This window comes from Pectobacterium aquaticum (genome assembly GCF_003382565.3).
GTDB lineage: Bacteria > Pseudomonadota > Gammaproteobacteria > Enterobacterales > Enterobacteriaceae > Pectobacterium > Pectobacterium aquaticum.
The window spans coordinates 3238492-3252220 of record NZ_CP086253.1 but is presented as its reverse complement, the minus strand read 5'-3'; the positions used below and the strand labels follow the sequence as shown (position 1 = coordinate 3252220).

General features: G+C 49.0%; 10 protein-coding genes. 7 read left to right on the top strand and 3 right to left on the bottom strand.

Translation table 11 applies throughout. The features are described from left to right. Position 1 precedes the first annotated feature (1 nt). The 3 genes from cyoA to DMB82_RS15085 form a co-directional block, all read right to left on the bottom strand. Complete coding sequence (gene cyoA, locus DMB82_RS15095) at positions 2-964, bottom strand: cytochrome o ubiquinol oxidase subunit II (RefSeq protein ID WP_102116775.1); 963 nt, start codon at positions 962-964, stop codon at positions 2-4. A gap of 421 nt (positions 965-1385) precedes the next feature. Then, on the bottom strand, positions 1386-2873 hold the full coding sequence (gene ampG / locus DMB82_RS15090; protein WP_116163824.1) for a muropeptide MFS transporter AmpG: 1488 nt from the start codon (positions 2871-2873) through the stop codon (positions 1386-1388). 59 nt (positions 2874-2932) lie between these two features. Beyond that, complete coding sequence (locus tag DMB82_RS15085) at positions 2933-3511, bottom strand: lipoprotein (protein ID WP_102116773.1); 579 nt, start codon at positions 3509-3511, stop codon at positions 2933-2935. A gap of 379 nt (positions 3512-3890) precedes the next feature. Here DMB82_RS15085 and bolA point away from each other — a divergent pair, with 379 nt between their 5' ends. The 7 genes from bolA (at position 3891) to ppiD (ending at position 13613) form a co-directional block, all read left to right on the top strand. After that, complete coding sequence (bolA, locus tag DMB82_RS15080) at positions 3891-4205, top strand: transcriptional regulator BolA (RefSeq protein ID WP_102116772.1); 315 nt, start codon at positions 3891-3893, stop codon at positions 4203-4205. A 315-nt stretch (positions 4206-4520) separates the two neighbouring features. Further along, positions 4521-5825, top strand: a complete 1305-nt coding sequence (tig, locus tag DMB82_RS15075) for a trigger factor (protein WP_102116771.1) — start codon at positions 4521-4523, stop codon at positions 5823-5825. A gap of 532 nt (positions 5826-6357) precedes the next feature. Then, positions 6358-6981, top strand: a complete 624-nt coding sequence (clpP, locus tag DMB82_RS15070; RefSeq protein ID WP_102116770.1) for an ATP-dependent Clp endopeptidase proteolytic subunit ClpP — start codon at positions 6358-6360, stop codon at positions 6979-6981. A gap of 163 nt (positions 6982-7144) precedes the next feature. Further along, positions 7145-8419, top strand: a complete 1275-nt coding sequence (clpX, locus tag DMB82_RS15065; protein WP_102116769.1) for an ATP-dependent protease ATP-binding subunit ClpX — start codon at positions 7145-7147, stop codon at positions 8417-8419. A gap of 191 nt (positions 8420-8610) precedes the next feature. Beyond that, a complete protein-coding gene (gene lon, locus DMB82_RS15060; protein ID WP_102116768.1) occupies positions 8611-10995 on the top strand; it encodes an endopeptidase La in 2385 nt (794 codons plus the stop codon). 194 nt (positions 10996-11189) lie between these two features. Continuing rightward, positions 11190-11462 (top strand): nucleoid-associated protein HU-beta, encoded by a 273-nt coding sequence (gene hupB / locus DMB82_RS15055; RefSeq protein ID WP_005976031.1) that lies wholly within the window; start codon positions 11190-11192, stop codon positions 11460-11462. A 270-nt stretch (positions 11463-11732) separates the two neighbouring features. Beyond that, positions 11733-13613, top strand: coding sequence for a peptidylprolyl isomerase (ppiD, locus tag DMB82_RS15050; RefSeq protein WP_116163822.1), 1881 nt, complete (start codon positions 11733-11735; stop codon positions 13611-13613). Positions 13614-13729 lie beyond the last annotated feature (116 nt).

Sequence of the window (13729 nt, the reverse complement as noted above, 5' to 3'; positions counted from 1 at the left end):
ATTATCCCTCGGCTCCTTTGTGCGAGCTATGCTCGCCCATGTTCATACCCTCACCGTGTTGCATGTTTTCGTCCTGCTTCATGCCTTCACCATGATGGTGCATGTTCATGTCGTTGCCTGTGAATTTGCGAATAAGATTATTAAACAAATCCGGCTGGACACTGGAGAAGTACTCGACAGGATGGAATTCACTTGGTTTAGCCAAAGCGTTGAATTCATCCATGGTATTCAGTGTCTTAGGGGACGACCGAACGTTCGCAACCCACTGATCGAACTCTTGTTGAGTTGGTGTAGCAATCGCGGTGAACTTCATACCAGAGAAGCCTTTACCACTATAGCCGCCAGAGATACCGTCATATTTGCCCGGTTCATTAGCGATTAAGTGTAGCTTCGTCTGCATTCCAGCCATAGCGTAAATCTGTCCGCCAAGACGAGGGATGAAGAAGGAGTTCATCACGGAGTCGGATGTAATCTTGAACGCAACAGGTACGTTGGCAGGGAAAGCCAGTTCGTTAACTGTCGCGATACCCAAGTCTGGGTAAACAAACAGCCATTTCCAGTCAAGCGAAACAACGTCGACATTGATAGGTTTGACGTCTGACACCAGTGGCTTATAGGGATCAAGCGAGTGCGTCGTCTTCCAGGTAATCGTGCCAAGAATGACGATGATGATAATGGGTACAGTCCAAACTACTGCTTCTATCTTATTGGAGTGTGACCAGTTCGGGGTATATTTTGCCTTTTGATTGGAAGCGCGGAACTTCCAGGCAAAAGCTATCGTCATAACGATAACGGGAATCACAACGATCAACATCAGCCCGATGGCAGTCAGTATTAACGATCTTTGCTCTAACCCGATCTCTCCTTTGGGGTTCATCAGCGCCATATCGCAACCGCTCAGCAGAGCAGTGGCTGCAAATAAAGACAGCATCCCAAAAATTGTATTGTATTTCTTGAGTCTCATCTAGCGACCTCAATAACAAGGGCTCTATTGTCATTTTAAGCGAGCGGTCATTTTACGGGAAGGTTACTGTACTGTAAACATGATTAAGGTTATGTCAGCCGATTGTTGCTGTTTTTTGCCCTTAATGTCACAAAGATAGCCAAAATAAAAATGGTATTGAAAAACAGCAAATTAAGTGGCTACCCATATGAGAGTATGGATGGATAATAAGAAATTACAACGTATCATAACGCTTATTTTCTATTTTTAGTTTGGTGAAAATTTTGCTCAATCTATGTTTTTGATAACGAGTGAAATTAGTTTTGACGGGTTTTACGAGGAAATAAAATGCCCTCTAGCAAGATAATTATGAGAATTTTTTAAATAAAGTAACCGTGTAATAGGTTCAGGCAGCGGATAAACGCTGCCTGAGCGAATATCGTTAGTGCGTGGACTGTTTGGACGCGCGCCGGAGTGACAGATAGTCCAGCAAGCTACCGAAGAAAATGCCCAGCAGAGCGAGTGTGCCGCCTGCGGCAAGCAGGCATTCTGCCAACAGAGGCAATGAGGACCATTCCAGCGCATTGCTGATCAGCAGTATGAGCCACATTACCAGCACGATCACACTTAATCCCAGCACATGTGTGGCCTTGTTGTAATAATTCTGGAAATCTGTGCGTAACTGAAACGTATTGGTTTTCTGGGTAAATTCCAGCGTATCACGGCAAATCATCAGGATTGCCAATCCCGGTAATGCGGCAAAAATCGAGAACAGATAGAACCATGCCCAGCCATAGGATTCGACAAACCAGCCAGCGATAGGGCCAACGTAAACCCGTCCGACGGCCGCAAGGGCAGAAAGCAGGGCAAACTGTGTGGCCGAGAATGATTTATTACACAGCGTCATCAATAGCGCGACAAACGCTGCCGTTCCCATGCCACCGCAGAGATTTTCCAGAAAAACCGCGCTGGCCATGGTGAACAGGCTTTTATCCGTGATAGCCAGCAGCCAGTATCCCGCGTTGGACACGGCCTGAAGTATTCCAAACAGCATCAGCGCTCTGAACAACGAGAGCCGCTGCATCAATAATCCGCCGTAAATGGCTCCCACGATGGTGGCGAAGAGTCCAAGCGTTTTGTTAACAATCCCGACATCACCAGCATTGAAGCCAACGCCACGTATCAGGAAGGTTGTCGTCAAGCTGATCGCAAAGGCGTCGCCGAGTTTGTATAACACGATAAGCAGAAGAATGAGCCAAGCGTTGTTGCGTGCGAAGAAGTCACGCAAGGGGGCAACAATGGCTTGCTCCATGGTGCGCGGTGCAGGCTGGCTATTCAGTGGTTCCGGTGCTAACAGGGCGGCGAATACACCAATCAGCATTAATCCTGCCATTAACCAATAGGTGGCCTGCCAGCCGAAATAGCGATCGGCCATCCACAGCGCCAGTCCGCCTGAAACCAGCATGGCCAGACGATAACCTAATACCGAAGTGGCGGCCCCTGTCCCGCGTTCTTCAGGGGGAAGTAAATCCGTCTTATAGGCATCAAAAACAATATCTTGAGACGCGGAGCAGAACGCGACCAGAATCGCCAGTATTGCCAACCACCAGAGATCGCGTGCTGGGTTCATAAATCCCATACCAATAATGGCTGCAATGAGCAGAAGTTGACTGAAAATTAGCCAGCCACGGCGTCTGCCAAGGAATGGCGGGGTATAGCGGTCCATCAGGGGGGACCACAGAAACTTGAATACGTAGGCTTGGCCGACCAGAGAAAAAAAGCCAATGGTTTTCAGATCGACATTCTCGACAGTCATCCATGCTTGCAGTGTGCCGGATGTCAATGCCAGTGGTAAACCGGAAGCGAAGCCAAGTAATAGCATAAAAAGCGAATTACGTTGGCTGAACAAAGTAATGATGCGACTAAACATGGAGAGTCCTTTCCCTTGCTCCGTGAGTGTTCAGGAGCAAGGGAAGCGGCGTGCAGAAATTAACGTGCGTTTTCTTTGATAAAGCTGCTTACGCTGGTGTCTTGTGCCATGTCGTTAATGACATCGCCTAACACCGTGTTAACGGCATTGGTAATGTTTTCATTATTGGCAGTAAACGCGCCCTGAACGTTATAGGTTGAGCGGTAGTTCTTCACCTGCTTGTTGCCATTCGCCGCCTGAGAAATGATGGAAATATCCGCTTTAGTGGTGATGTTGTAGCGCAGGTTGCCTTCGGAGACATCAGCGTACAGGTGGTTCACTACGATCTGCAAGGCGACTGGGCCACCGGTTCCGATCATGTAACCGCGTGCAGTCATTTGTTTTTCCAACGCTTCTTGCAACAGGAAACGCAGATCGCGAGAAGGTGTCAGCGTAATCAGTTGGCCATCGCGATTCACTTTCGCCAGAGCTTGATCGGCGCGCTGGTCTGCACCATTGATGCTAATCGTTACGCCCATGAGCGTCGGATCCTGAGAAGGCACGCTAATTTTTGGGGTGATGTTCAAGGTGTTGCTTTTTGCTGCACATCCTGCAAGCAGAATGATGGCCAGAAGAGGGAAAAATAATTTTTTTAACATTCGTATTTTCTCTGTAATGATTAGTGTGGTGAGCTGACAAATATTGTTGATATCATATCATCGCCACAGGCAGGAAAAAGAGCCGATAGCAGGTAAATTGTCCTGAAATTCATCTTTTTCATGCTGTTGACCTGGAAAAACCGTTTTTATCACATCAAGACCGCCGATGATATATCCACCCTTCGCGACCCCTTTTCTTCTTTGTTATGCCACCTTTACGCATAACAGGTTGAAAAACGTTAAGGTTATACCCTAAATCATTCGAGTTGTATGAAAGTGGAAAGATAGGGAATCTCGTCAAGTAAGTGATTCGGGCATCGGTGAATGGCAGCAATGTCGCGTTGATATCAAATTTTCCCCAAGCTGAAAGGGTAGCCGTATGATGCGTGAAACGATAGAAGAAAAGCTGCGTGTAGGTTTTGAACCCGCTCATTTAGACGTGACTGATGAGAGCTATCGTCACAACGTGCCTGCGGGCGCAGAAAGTCATTTTAAAGTTGTACTGGTCAGCGATAAATTCGCGGGCGAACGCGTGATTGGCCGGCATCGTGCAGTCTATGCTGTACTGGCAGCAGAGCTGGCGGCGTCGGTGCATGCGTTAGCGTTACATACATATACGACAAAAGAGTGGATCAGTTTGCAAAATTCTGTCCCCTCCTCACCGCCTTGCGGTGGCGGTGGCATCCTTTCTTAAGTCGTTAATATGGCCCGTTCCTGACATATTCAGGGCGGGTTACTGACAAAAGTGTGAATCCGTTGCTGTAATAGTCTTCCCGCCGTTCTCGACTCATCCCCTCTATATCGCTATAATGCTGCGTCTATTTTTCCTGAATGTATTCGGGACGCTTCTGACTACAGGGACGGGGTTGGCAATTTCTCGGTTCTGCGAGGTGTATTTAAGCCTGTGTGCCTTGGTGCCAGTTCTGAATCAGCCTTGCTGTCGTGAGAGTTTTCGTCGCGAGAATAGTTTTGGGGTTGACCGATCACTGTGATTTTTTGAGGTAACAAGATGCAAGTTTCAGTTGAAACCACTCAAGGTCTGGGACGTCGCGTAACGATTACCGTTGCTGCTGACATCATTGAGAGTGCGGTGAAGAGCGAGCTGGTCAACGCGGCCAAAAAAGTACGTATTGACGGTTTTCGTAAAGGCAAAGTGCCGATGAATGTTGTTGCTCAGCGTTATGGTGCCTCTGTGCGTCAGGACGTATTGGGTGACCTGATGCAGCGCAACTTTGTTGACGCGATCATCAAAGAAAAAATTAATCCGGTTGGCGCGCCTAACTACATCCCTGGCGAATATGCCGTAGGTGGCGATTTCACTTACTCTGTTGAGTTTGACGTATACCCAGAAATCGAACTGAAAGGTCTGGATGCAATCGAAGTTGAAAAACCAGTTGTTGAAGTCACTGATGCTGACGTTGATACCATGCTGGACACGCTGCGCAAGCAACAGGCAACCTGGAAAGAAACTGACCGCGCTGCGGTAGCGGAAGATCGTGCAACGATCGATTTCACGGGTTCTATCGACGGTGAAGTCTTTGAAGGCGGAAAAGCGTCTGACTTCGTTCTGGCAATGGGTCAGAATCGCATGATCCCAGGTTTTGAAGATGGCATCGTTGGGCACAAAGCGGGTGAAGAATTCACTATCGACGTGAATTTCCCAGAAGATTACCACGCTGAAAACCTGAAAGGAAAAGCCGCTCAGTTTGCTATCGTCCTGAAGAAAGTTGAAGAACGTGAACTGCCTGAACTGACTGAAGAATTCATCAAACGTTTCGGCGTGGCTGATGGTTCCCAGGAAGGTCTGCGTGCAGAAGTGCGTAAAAATATGGAACGTGAGCTGAAAGGCGCGGTGCGTAACCGTGTGAAAACTCAGGTGCTGGACGGACTGATCAACGCCAACGAAATCGACGTGCCAGTTGCACTGATCGATGGCGAAATCGACGTTCTGCGTCGTCAGGCTGCACAGCGTTTTGGCGGCAACGAGAAGCAAGCGCAGGAATTACCGCGTGAGCTGTTCGAAGAGCAAGCTAAACGTCGCGTGGTTATCGGTCTGCTGCTGGGCGAAGTTATCAGCACCAATGAGCTGAAAGCTGATGAAGCACGCGTTAATGCGCTGATCGAAGAGATGGCTTCTGCTTACGAAGATCCGCAGGAAGTTATCGAGTTCTACAGCAAAAACAAAGAGCTGCTGAACAACATGCGTAACGTTGCTCTGGAAGAGCAAGCGGTAGAAACCGTGCTTGCTAAAGCGAAAGTCGTTGAGAAGTCTGTCAGCTTCAACGAACTGATGAATCAAACGACTACAGCATAAACCTTGTTGATATCAACATTGTTTATTATGTAACCGGGATGCTTCCCTATCAAAAGCCCGCGCCTTATGGTGCGGGCTTTTTGCTTGGTGCTTTGTACAATACCGATGATCGTTTGGGGCTACGTCGTATCCGGTGTTCCTGTCAGGGGACACACGAGAATGACCGCCTGAAATTGCACTACTATTAAGCTAGGTAATTAACTCAGGCAGGGAATTTGTTAGGTCAGGCAACGAGTTAAACTGCAGCGTTGCTGTGCCGATAAGGTGTTAAGAATAAAATAATTGGCTCTTTAATAGAGAACGATTGATAGTGTAAGCTTGAAATACAATGCGTGTGCCCCCACTCACTGAAGAGGAAAAGTGGGCACAGCAGGTAAGGATTCTCGGCCGTATGAGTTGTTCAACTGGGGCGGGGCAGGGTTCCATAGTCATCCCTCTCTATCTCTAGTAGAATTGAGTAATACTATGATTGAACCGCGCAATGATTGAACAACGCTAAGAGTGCCGGACGCATTTTATCTAGGAGACGTGAATGTCATACAGTGGCGAACAAGAAAGACAAGCACCTCATATGGCGTTAGTGCCGATGGTGGTTGAACAGACCTCGCGTGGGGAACGTTCTTACGATATCTATTCCCGTCTGCTAAAAGAACGGATAATCTTCCTGACTGGTCAGGTGGAAGATCATATGGCGAATCTGGTTGTGGCACAGATGCTGTTTCTGGAAGCTGAAAATCCAGAGAAAGACATTTATCTGTACATTAACTCTCCAGGTGGCGTGATTACTGCGGGTATGTCCATTTACGACACCATGCAGTTTATCAAGCCGGATGTCAGCACGATCTGTATGGGACAGGCTTGTTCAATGGGCGCGTTCCTGTTGACGGCGGGTGCCAAAGGCAAACGTATTTGTTTGCCTAATTCGCGCGTTATGATTCACCAGCCGTTGGGGGGGTTCCAGGGGCAGGCAACGGATATTGAAATCCATGCCAAAGAAATACTGAAAGTGAAAGCCAAAATGAATGAGCTGATGGCGCAACACACGGGGCAACCTCTTGAAGCGATAGAGAGAGACACCGAGCGCGATCGTTTCCTCTCTGCCAGTGAGGCAGTAGAATACGGTTTGGTAGACTCCGTATTCACTAACCGTGGATAACACTCCGCCATATTAGCGGTCTGGTGTAGCTAAAAATCAGTGTTCGACCGATAGTCTGTTGTGCGGGGTTATTTTACGCGTATTGGCTATAAGTATCGGCGTTCGTTGTAGCAATATCGCTGTGGTTGGCCTGCGGGCAAAAGACGAAGAAGAGGTTTAACTCATGACAGATAAGCGCAAAGACGGTTCAGGAAAGTTACTGTACTGCTCTTTTTGCGGCAAAAGCCAGCATGAAGTGCGTAAGCTGATTGCCGGGCCGTCGGTGTATATCTGCGATGAATGTGTTGACTTGTGTAACGACATTATTCGCGAAGAAATTAAGGAAGTAGCGCCACACCGTGAGCGCAGTGCGTTGCCGACGCCACACGAAATTCGCCGCCACCTTGACGATTATGTCATTGGTCAAGAACAGGCCAAGAAGGTGTTGGCTGTTGCGGTGTATAACCACTATAAACGCTTGCGTAATGGTGACAGCAGCAATGGGATCGAACTGGGTAAAAGTAACATTCTGCTGATCGGTCCTACGGGGAGTGGTAAAACGCTGCTGGCTGAAACGCTGGCGCGCTTCTTGGACGTTCCGTTCACTATGGCGGATGCGACTACGCTGACTGAAGCGGGCTACGTCGGTGAAGACGTTGAGAATATCATTCAGAAGCTGTTGCAGAAGTGCGATTACGATGTGCAGAAAGCGCAGCGTGGCATTGTCTACATTGATGAAATCGACAAAATTTCTCGTAAGTCAGACAACCCATCGATCACCCGCGATGTATCTGGTGAAGGCGTTCAACAGGCTCTGCTGAAACTGATCGAAGGGACTATCGCAGCGGTTCCACCGCAGGGTGGCCGTAAGCATCCGCAGCAGGAGTTCTTGCAGGTTGATACCTCTAAGATCCTCTTTATCTGTGGCGGTGCGTTCGCGGGTCTGGACAAGGTGATCGAGCAGCGTACTGACACGGGACGCGGCATTGGCTTTAACGCAACGGTTAAAGGTACTGCAGATAAAGCGACAGAAGGCGAACTGTTAGGTAAGGTTGAGCCAGGTGATTTGATTAAATTCGGTTTGATTCCTGAGTTTATCGGTCGTCTGCCAGTCGTTGCTACGCTAAGAGAACTGAGTGAAGATGCGCTGATTCAGATTTTGCGTGAGCCGAAGAATGCGTTGACCAAACAGTATCAGGCGCTGTTCAATCTGGAAGGTGTTGAGCTGGAATTCCGCGATGAAGCGCTGACGGCGATTGCTAAGAAAGCGATGGCGCGTAAAACCGGTGCACGTGGTCTGCGTTCTATCGTTGAAGCTGCTCTGCTAGATACCATGTATGACCTGCCATCACTGGAAAGTGTAGATAAGGTCGTCATTGATGAATCTGTTATTGCGGGCCAGTCCGAACCATTGCTGATCTATGGCAAACCTGAGACACAGCAGGCGTCCGGCGAATAATTAATCAATTTGGCCGTATCAAAAAATAAAAATGGGGGATTTTATCCCCCATTTCTTTTTACACGCATGCTGGTCGTTGAATGTGAGACATTTATCCCCATATACTCAAATACCTATTTGATGAAACCCGTGAAAACCGCGTTTCACGAGATTCCCATAACCTGGCGGAAACGAAACTAAGAGAGAGCTCTATGAACCCTGAGCGTTCCGAACGCATAGAAATCCCCGTATTGCCATTGCGCGATGTGGTGGTTTATCCGCACATGGTCATTCCGTTGTTTGTTGGTCGGGAGAAATCGATTCGGTGCCTTGAAGCCGCAATGGATCATGATAAGAAGATCATGCTGGTGGCACAGAAAGAAGCCTCAACGGATGAGCCAAGTATTAACGATCTTTTCTCGGTAGGGACGGTAGCCTCAATTCTTCAAATGCTGAAACTGCCGGACGGCACGGTAAAAGTGCTGGTCGAAGGGTTACAGCGTGCGCGTATTACGACGCTTTCTGACAGCGGTGAACATTTCGCTGCACACGCAGAATATCTTGATTCCCCAGCGATTGATGAGCGTGAGCAAGAAGTGCTTATGCGCACGGCGGTCAATCAGTTTGAGGGATATATCAAGCTGAACAAGAAGATCCCGCCGGAAGTGCTGACATCTCTGAACAGCATTGATGATGCTGCGCGTTTGGCCGACACCATTGCTGCGCACATGCCGCTGAAATTGGCTGATAAGCAGTCTGTACTTGAAATGTTCGATATTACTGAACGTTTGGAGTACCTGATGGCGATGATGGAATCCGAAATCGACCTGTTGCAGGTAGAAAAACGGATTCGTGGCCGCGTTAAGAAGCAAATGGAAAAAAGCCAGCGTGAGTACTATCTGAATGAGCAAATGAAAGCTATTCAGAAAGAGCTGGGTGAGATGGATGACGCACCGGATGAACTTGAAGCGTTAAAACGCAAGATTGAAGCGGCGAAAATGCCGAAAGACGCGCGTGAGAAAGCCGAAGCAGAATTACAAAAGCTGAAAATGATGTCACCGATGTCAGCGGAAGCGACAGTGGTGCGCAGCTATATCGACTGGATGGTGCAGGTACCGTGGAATGCACGCAGCAAAGTGAAGAAAGACTTGCTGAAAGCGCAGGAAATGCTGGATACCGATCATTATGGTCTGGATCGCGTAAAAGAACGCATCCTCGAATATCTTGCAGTACAGAGCCGTGTCAGCAAGATCAGGGGGCCGATCCTGTGTCTGGTGGGGCCGCCTGGCGTGGGTAAAACCTCGCTCGGCCAGTCTATCGCCAAAGCGACTGGACGTCAGTATGTGCGCATGGCGCTGGGAGGTGTGCGTGACGAAGCAGAAATCCGCGGGCACCGTCGTACTTATATCGGTTCAATGCCCGGCAAGCTGATCCAGAAGATGGCAAAAGTTGGTGTGAAAAACCCGCTATTCCTGCTGGATGAGATCGACAAGATGTCTTCTGACATGCGTGGCGATCCCGCTTCTGCCCTACTGGAAGTGCTCGATCCTGAGCAGAACGTGGCGTTTAACGATCACTATCTGGAAGTTGACTACGATCTGTCCGATGTGATGTTTGTTGCGACGTCTAACTCGATGAACATCCCGGCACCGTTGCTTGACCGTATGGAAGTCATTCGTCTTTCTGGTTATACCGAAGACGAAAAACTGAATATCGCCAAACAGCATCTGCTGCCAAAACAGATCGAACGTAATGCGCTGAAAAATGGCGAGCTGTCGGTAGAAGACAGCGCGATTGTTGGCATTATCCGTTATTACACGCGTGAAGCTGGCGTGCGTAGCCTGGAGCGTGAAATCTCCAAGCTGTGCCGTAAAGCAGTAAAAACGCTGTTGATGGATAAATCCACTAAGCATATCCAGATTTCGGGCGATAACCTTAAGGATTTCCTTGGGGTACAGCGTTTTGACTATGGCCGTGCGGATGATGAAAATCGCGTAGGTCAGGTGACCGGACTGGCCTGGACGGAAGTTGGCGGGGATCTGCTGACGATTGAGACTGCTTGCGTACCGGGCAAAGGTAAGCTGACTTATACCGGTTCATTGGGTGAAGTTATGCAGGAGTCGATCCAGGCTGCGCTTACTGTGGTTCGTGCTCGTGCAGAAAAATTAGGCATCAATGCTGATTTTTACGAGAAACGTGATATCCACGTTCACGTTCCAGAAGGTGCGACGCCGAAAGATGGTCCGAGTGCGGGTATCGCGATGTGTACCGCGTTGGTTTCTTGTTTGACTGGGAACCCGGTGCGTGCAGATGTAGCGATGACGGGCGAGATTACCCTGCGTGGTCTGGTGCTGCCGATTGGCGGTCTGAAAGAGAAACTGCTGGCTGCACACCGTGGTGGCATCAAGACGGTCTTGATTCCTGACGACAACAAGCGCGATCTGGAAGATATCCCACAGAACGTGATTGCCGATCTGGAAATCCATCCAGTGAAACGTATCGAGGAAGTCTTGGCACTCGCATTGCTGAATGCGCCTTCTGGCATGCAGGTGGTCTCGACGCCTAAAGCCAAGCCCAAAGCCAAGGTAAAAGAGTGACCTGTCGCAAAAACCCTTGAGAAAATCAGGGCTGGTGAGTGAAATCGTGCTTGCCAGCTTTTTTTTGTACCGCTAAGTTAGTGCACTGTTAGTTTTAGCCATAACTGGCTAGGCATGACAGTATTGATAATAAGTCACGTGTCGCGTCTTGGGATATTGAAGCGCGATAAGAGAATTCCAGAGGGGATGACAGAGTGAACAAGTCACAATTGATCGACAAAATTGCCGCAGATGCTGATATTTCCAAAGCGGCAGCAGGGCGTGTGTTGGATGCAATTATTGGTTCCGTTACCGAATCCCTGAAAGAAGGGGATGATGTTGCTTTGGTCGGTTTTGGTACTTTCTCAGTGCGTGAACGTGCTGCTCGTACCGGCCGTAACCCGCAAACGGGTAAGGAAATCAGTATCCCTGCGGCGAAAGTACCAGGATTCCGTGCTGGTAAAACGCTGAAAGACGCCGTTAACTGATTATTACGTCACAGGTTTGGCGGATAACCACTTTGGGTGCCAAACAATACCTGACGCAATGATATTGGTAGGGTAAGATACGAGGCGCATCATTTTATGATGTGCCTTTTATTTATATAGGATTTTACATACCCGACACATGGCAGAACGTGGCGGGCAATAAGCTTAAGTGCGCCCTAGCCTTGTATTGGGCTATAGCAATCGCAAGGATGCATGGCTCCGGCCAGCGCAGGGAGTTTTATCCATTCTACAGCGGAGTGTTGTCACATTATGATGGACAATTTACGTACGGCCGCGAATAACGTCGTGCTCAAAATTATTCTTGCTTTGATCATCGCATCATTCGTTCTAACTGGCGTTGGTGATTATCTTATTGGTGGTTCAGGAGATTACGCTGCAAAGGTGAACGGGCAGGATATTACCCGCGCACAGCTTGAGCAGGCGGTACAGAACGAACGCAGTCGTCAACAGGAAGCCTTGGGGGAGAATTTCTCTCTTCTGGCGAGTAATGACGGTTACATGCAGCAATTACGTAGGCAGGCACTCTCCCAACTCATTGATGAAACCTTGCTGGACCAGTATGCCAACAAGCTGGGACTGAACATCAGTGATGAGCAAATCAAACAGGCGATCTTTGACGTTCCCGCGTTTCAGACCAACAACCGTTTTGATAATGAAAAGTATCTGGATCAGGTTCGTCGCCTTGGCGTCACACCGGATATGTATGCTCAGATGCTGCGTAAACAACTGACTTCACAGCAGTTGATTCGCGGCTTTGGCAATACAGCATTCCTGCTGCCGCAGGAGATCGATAACCTGGTGAAACTGGCTGCACAAGATCGCGTTGTCCGTGTCGCAACCATTGATATTGCTGCCAAGGCGAAAGCCCAGACGGTTGCTGACGATGAAGTCCAGAGTTATTACGATCAAAACAAAGGGAATTTCATCGCACCAGAAGAATTCAAAGTCAGCTATATCACGCTGGATGCGGCAAGCATCATGGACGGCGTGAAAGTAGACGATGCTGCCATCAACGATTTCTACGAACAGAACAAGAGCGACTATTCCCAACCTGAGCGCAAAAGATTCAGCGTTATTCAGGTGAAGAATGAGGCCGATGCAGCGTCTGTTCTGGATGCGCTGAAGCAAGGTGGTGATTTCGCTACGCTGGCGAAAGAAAAATCAACGGACGTTATCTCGCGCCGCAACGGTGGCGATCTGGGATGGATGGACGAAAACAGCATGATTGATGAGCTGAAGCAGGCAAAACTGACGGAGAAAGGTCAGGTTTCCGAAGCGATTAAATCTTCTGTTGGCTATCTGATTGTGCGTCTGGATGATGTTCAGCCGCAGCAGGTCAAACCGCTGAGCGAAGTGCGTGCCGCGATCGCTGAGAAAGTGAAGCACGAGAAAGCGCAGGATGGTTACTATGCGCTGCAACAAAAAGTCAGCGAAGCGGCCAGCAATGACAACGAATCTCTGGCTTCAGCAGAAGAAGCGGCTGGCGTGAAAGCCACGCAGACCGACTGGTTTACGCGTGAGAAAGTTCCTGCTGCGCTGAACTTCCAGCCAGTAACGCAGGCTATCTTTAGCGGCGCGCTGTTGGGCGAAAACGGTGCTGCGGGCAACAACTCCGATGTGATTAACGTCGACGGCGATCGTGCTTTCGTTCTGCGTATCACTGAGCACAAGCCTGAAAGTACTCGCCCTCTGGATCAGGTTCGTACTGAGATCGTAGAGACGCTGAAACGTCAGAAGGCTGAACAGCAGACTCGAGTAGACGCTGAAAAAATGCTGGCTGAGCTGAAGCAAGGTAAAGATGATGCGCTTAAAGCGGCAGGTCTGAGCTTTGGTGAAGCAAAAACGATGTCTTCTATCTCTCAGGGTGATGCAACGGCCGAAGCAATTTTTGCTATGCCGCATCCAGAAAAGGATAAGCCATCTTATGCGATTACTCAGGATCAGGCCGGTAATGTCGTGCTGGTTGCGCTGGATAGTGTGACACCACATCAGCTAAACGATGAGCAGAAAACACAGTTTGCCAGCCAGGTTCAGCAAGGTTCTCTGGGCGCGCTGTTTGATTCTCTGCTGTTCAGCTTGCGTAGTGAAGCGAAAATCAAGATGGGCAATGCGGCGCAAGAACAGCAATAAGCTCCGCAAAAATTTGCAAATCGTTGCAACAACAAAAGGCCGCTTTCGCGGCCTTTTCCACATTTAAATTCTGCTGTTTGCGGTGTTGATGGGTCTGCGGCAAGGTAGCCGTGCTG

What these genes read in the sequence shown, in the direction of transcription:
- bolA (WP_102116772.1), top strand. Translation starts at nt 3,891, where the DNA reads ATGATGCGTGAAACGATAGAAGAAAAGCTGCGTGTAGGTTTTGAACCC.
- lon (WP_102116768.1), top strand. Translation starts at nt 8,611, where the DNA reads ATGAACCCTGAGCGTTCCGAACGCATAGAAATCCCCGTATTGCCATTG.
- clpP (WP_102116770.1), top strand. Translation starts at nt 6,358, where the DNA reads ATGTCATACAGTGGCGAACAAGAAAGACAAGCACCTCATATGGCGTTA.
- ampG (WP_116163824.1), bottom strand. Translation starts at nt 2,873, where the DNA reads ATGTTTAGTCGCATCATTACTTTGTTCAGCCAACGTAATTCGCTTTTT.
- ppiD (WP_116163822.1), top strand. Translation starts at nt 11,733, where the DNA reads ATGATGGACAATTTACGTACGGCCGCGAATAACGTCGTGCTCAAAATT.
- cyoA (WP_102116775.1), bottom strand. Translation starts at nt 964, where the DNA reads ATGAGACTCAAGAAATACAATACAATTTTTGGGATGCTGTCTTTATTT.
- clpX (WP_102116769.1), top strand. Translation starts at nt 7,145, where the DNA reads ATGACAGATAAGCGCAAAGACGGTTCAGGAAAGTTACTGTACTGCTCT.
- tig (WP_102116771.1), top strand. Translation starts at nt 4,521, where the DNA reads ATGCAAGTTTCAGTTGAAACCACTCAAGGTCTGGGACGTCGCGTAACG.
- DMB82_RS15085 (WP_102116773.1), bottom strand. Translation starts at nt 3,511, where the DNA reads ATGTTAAAAAAATTATTTTTCCCTCTTCTGGCCATCATTCTGCTTGCA.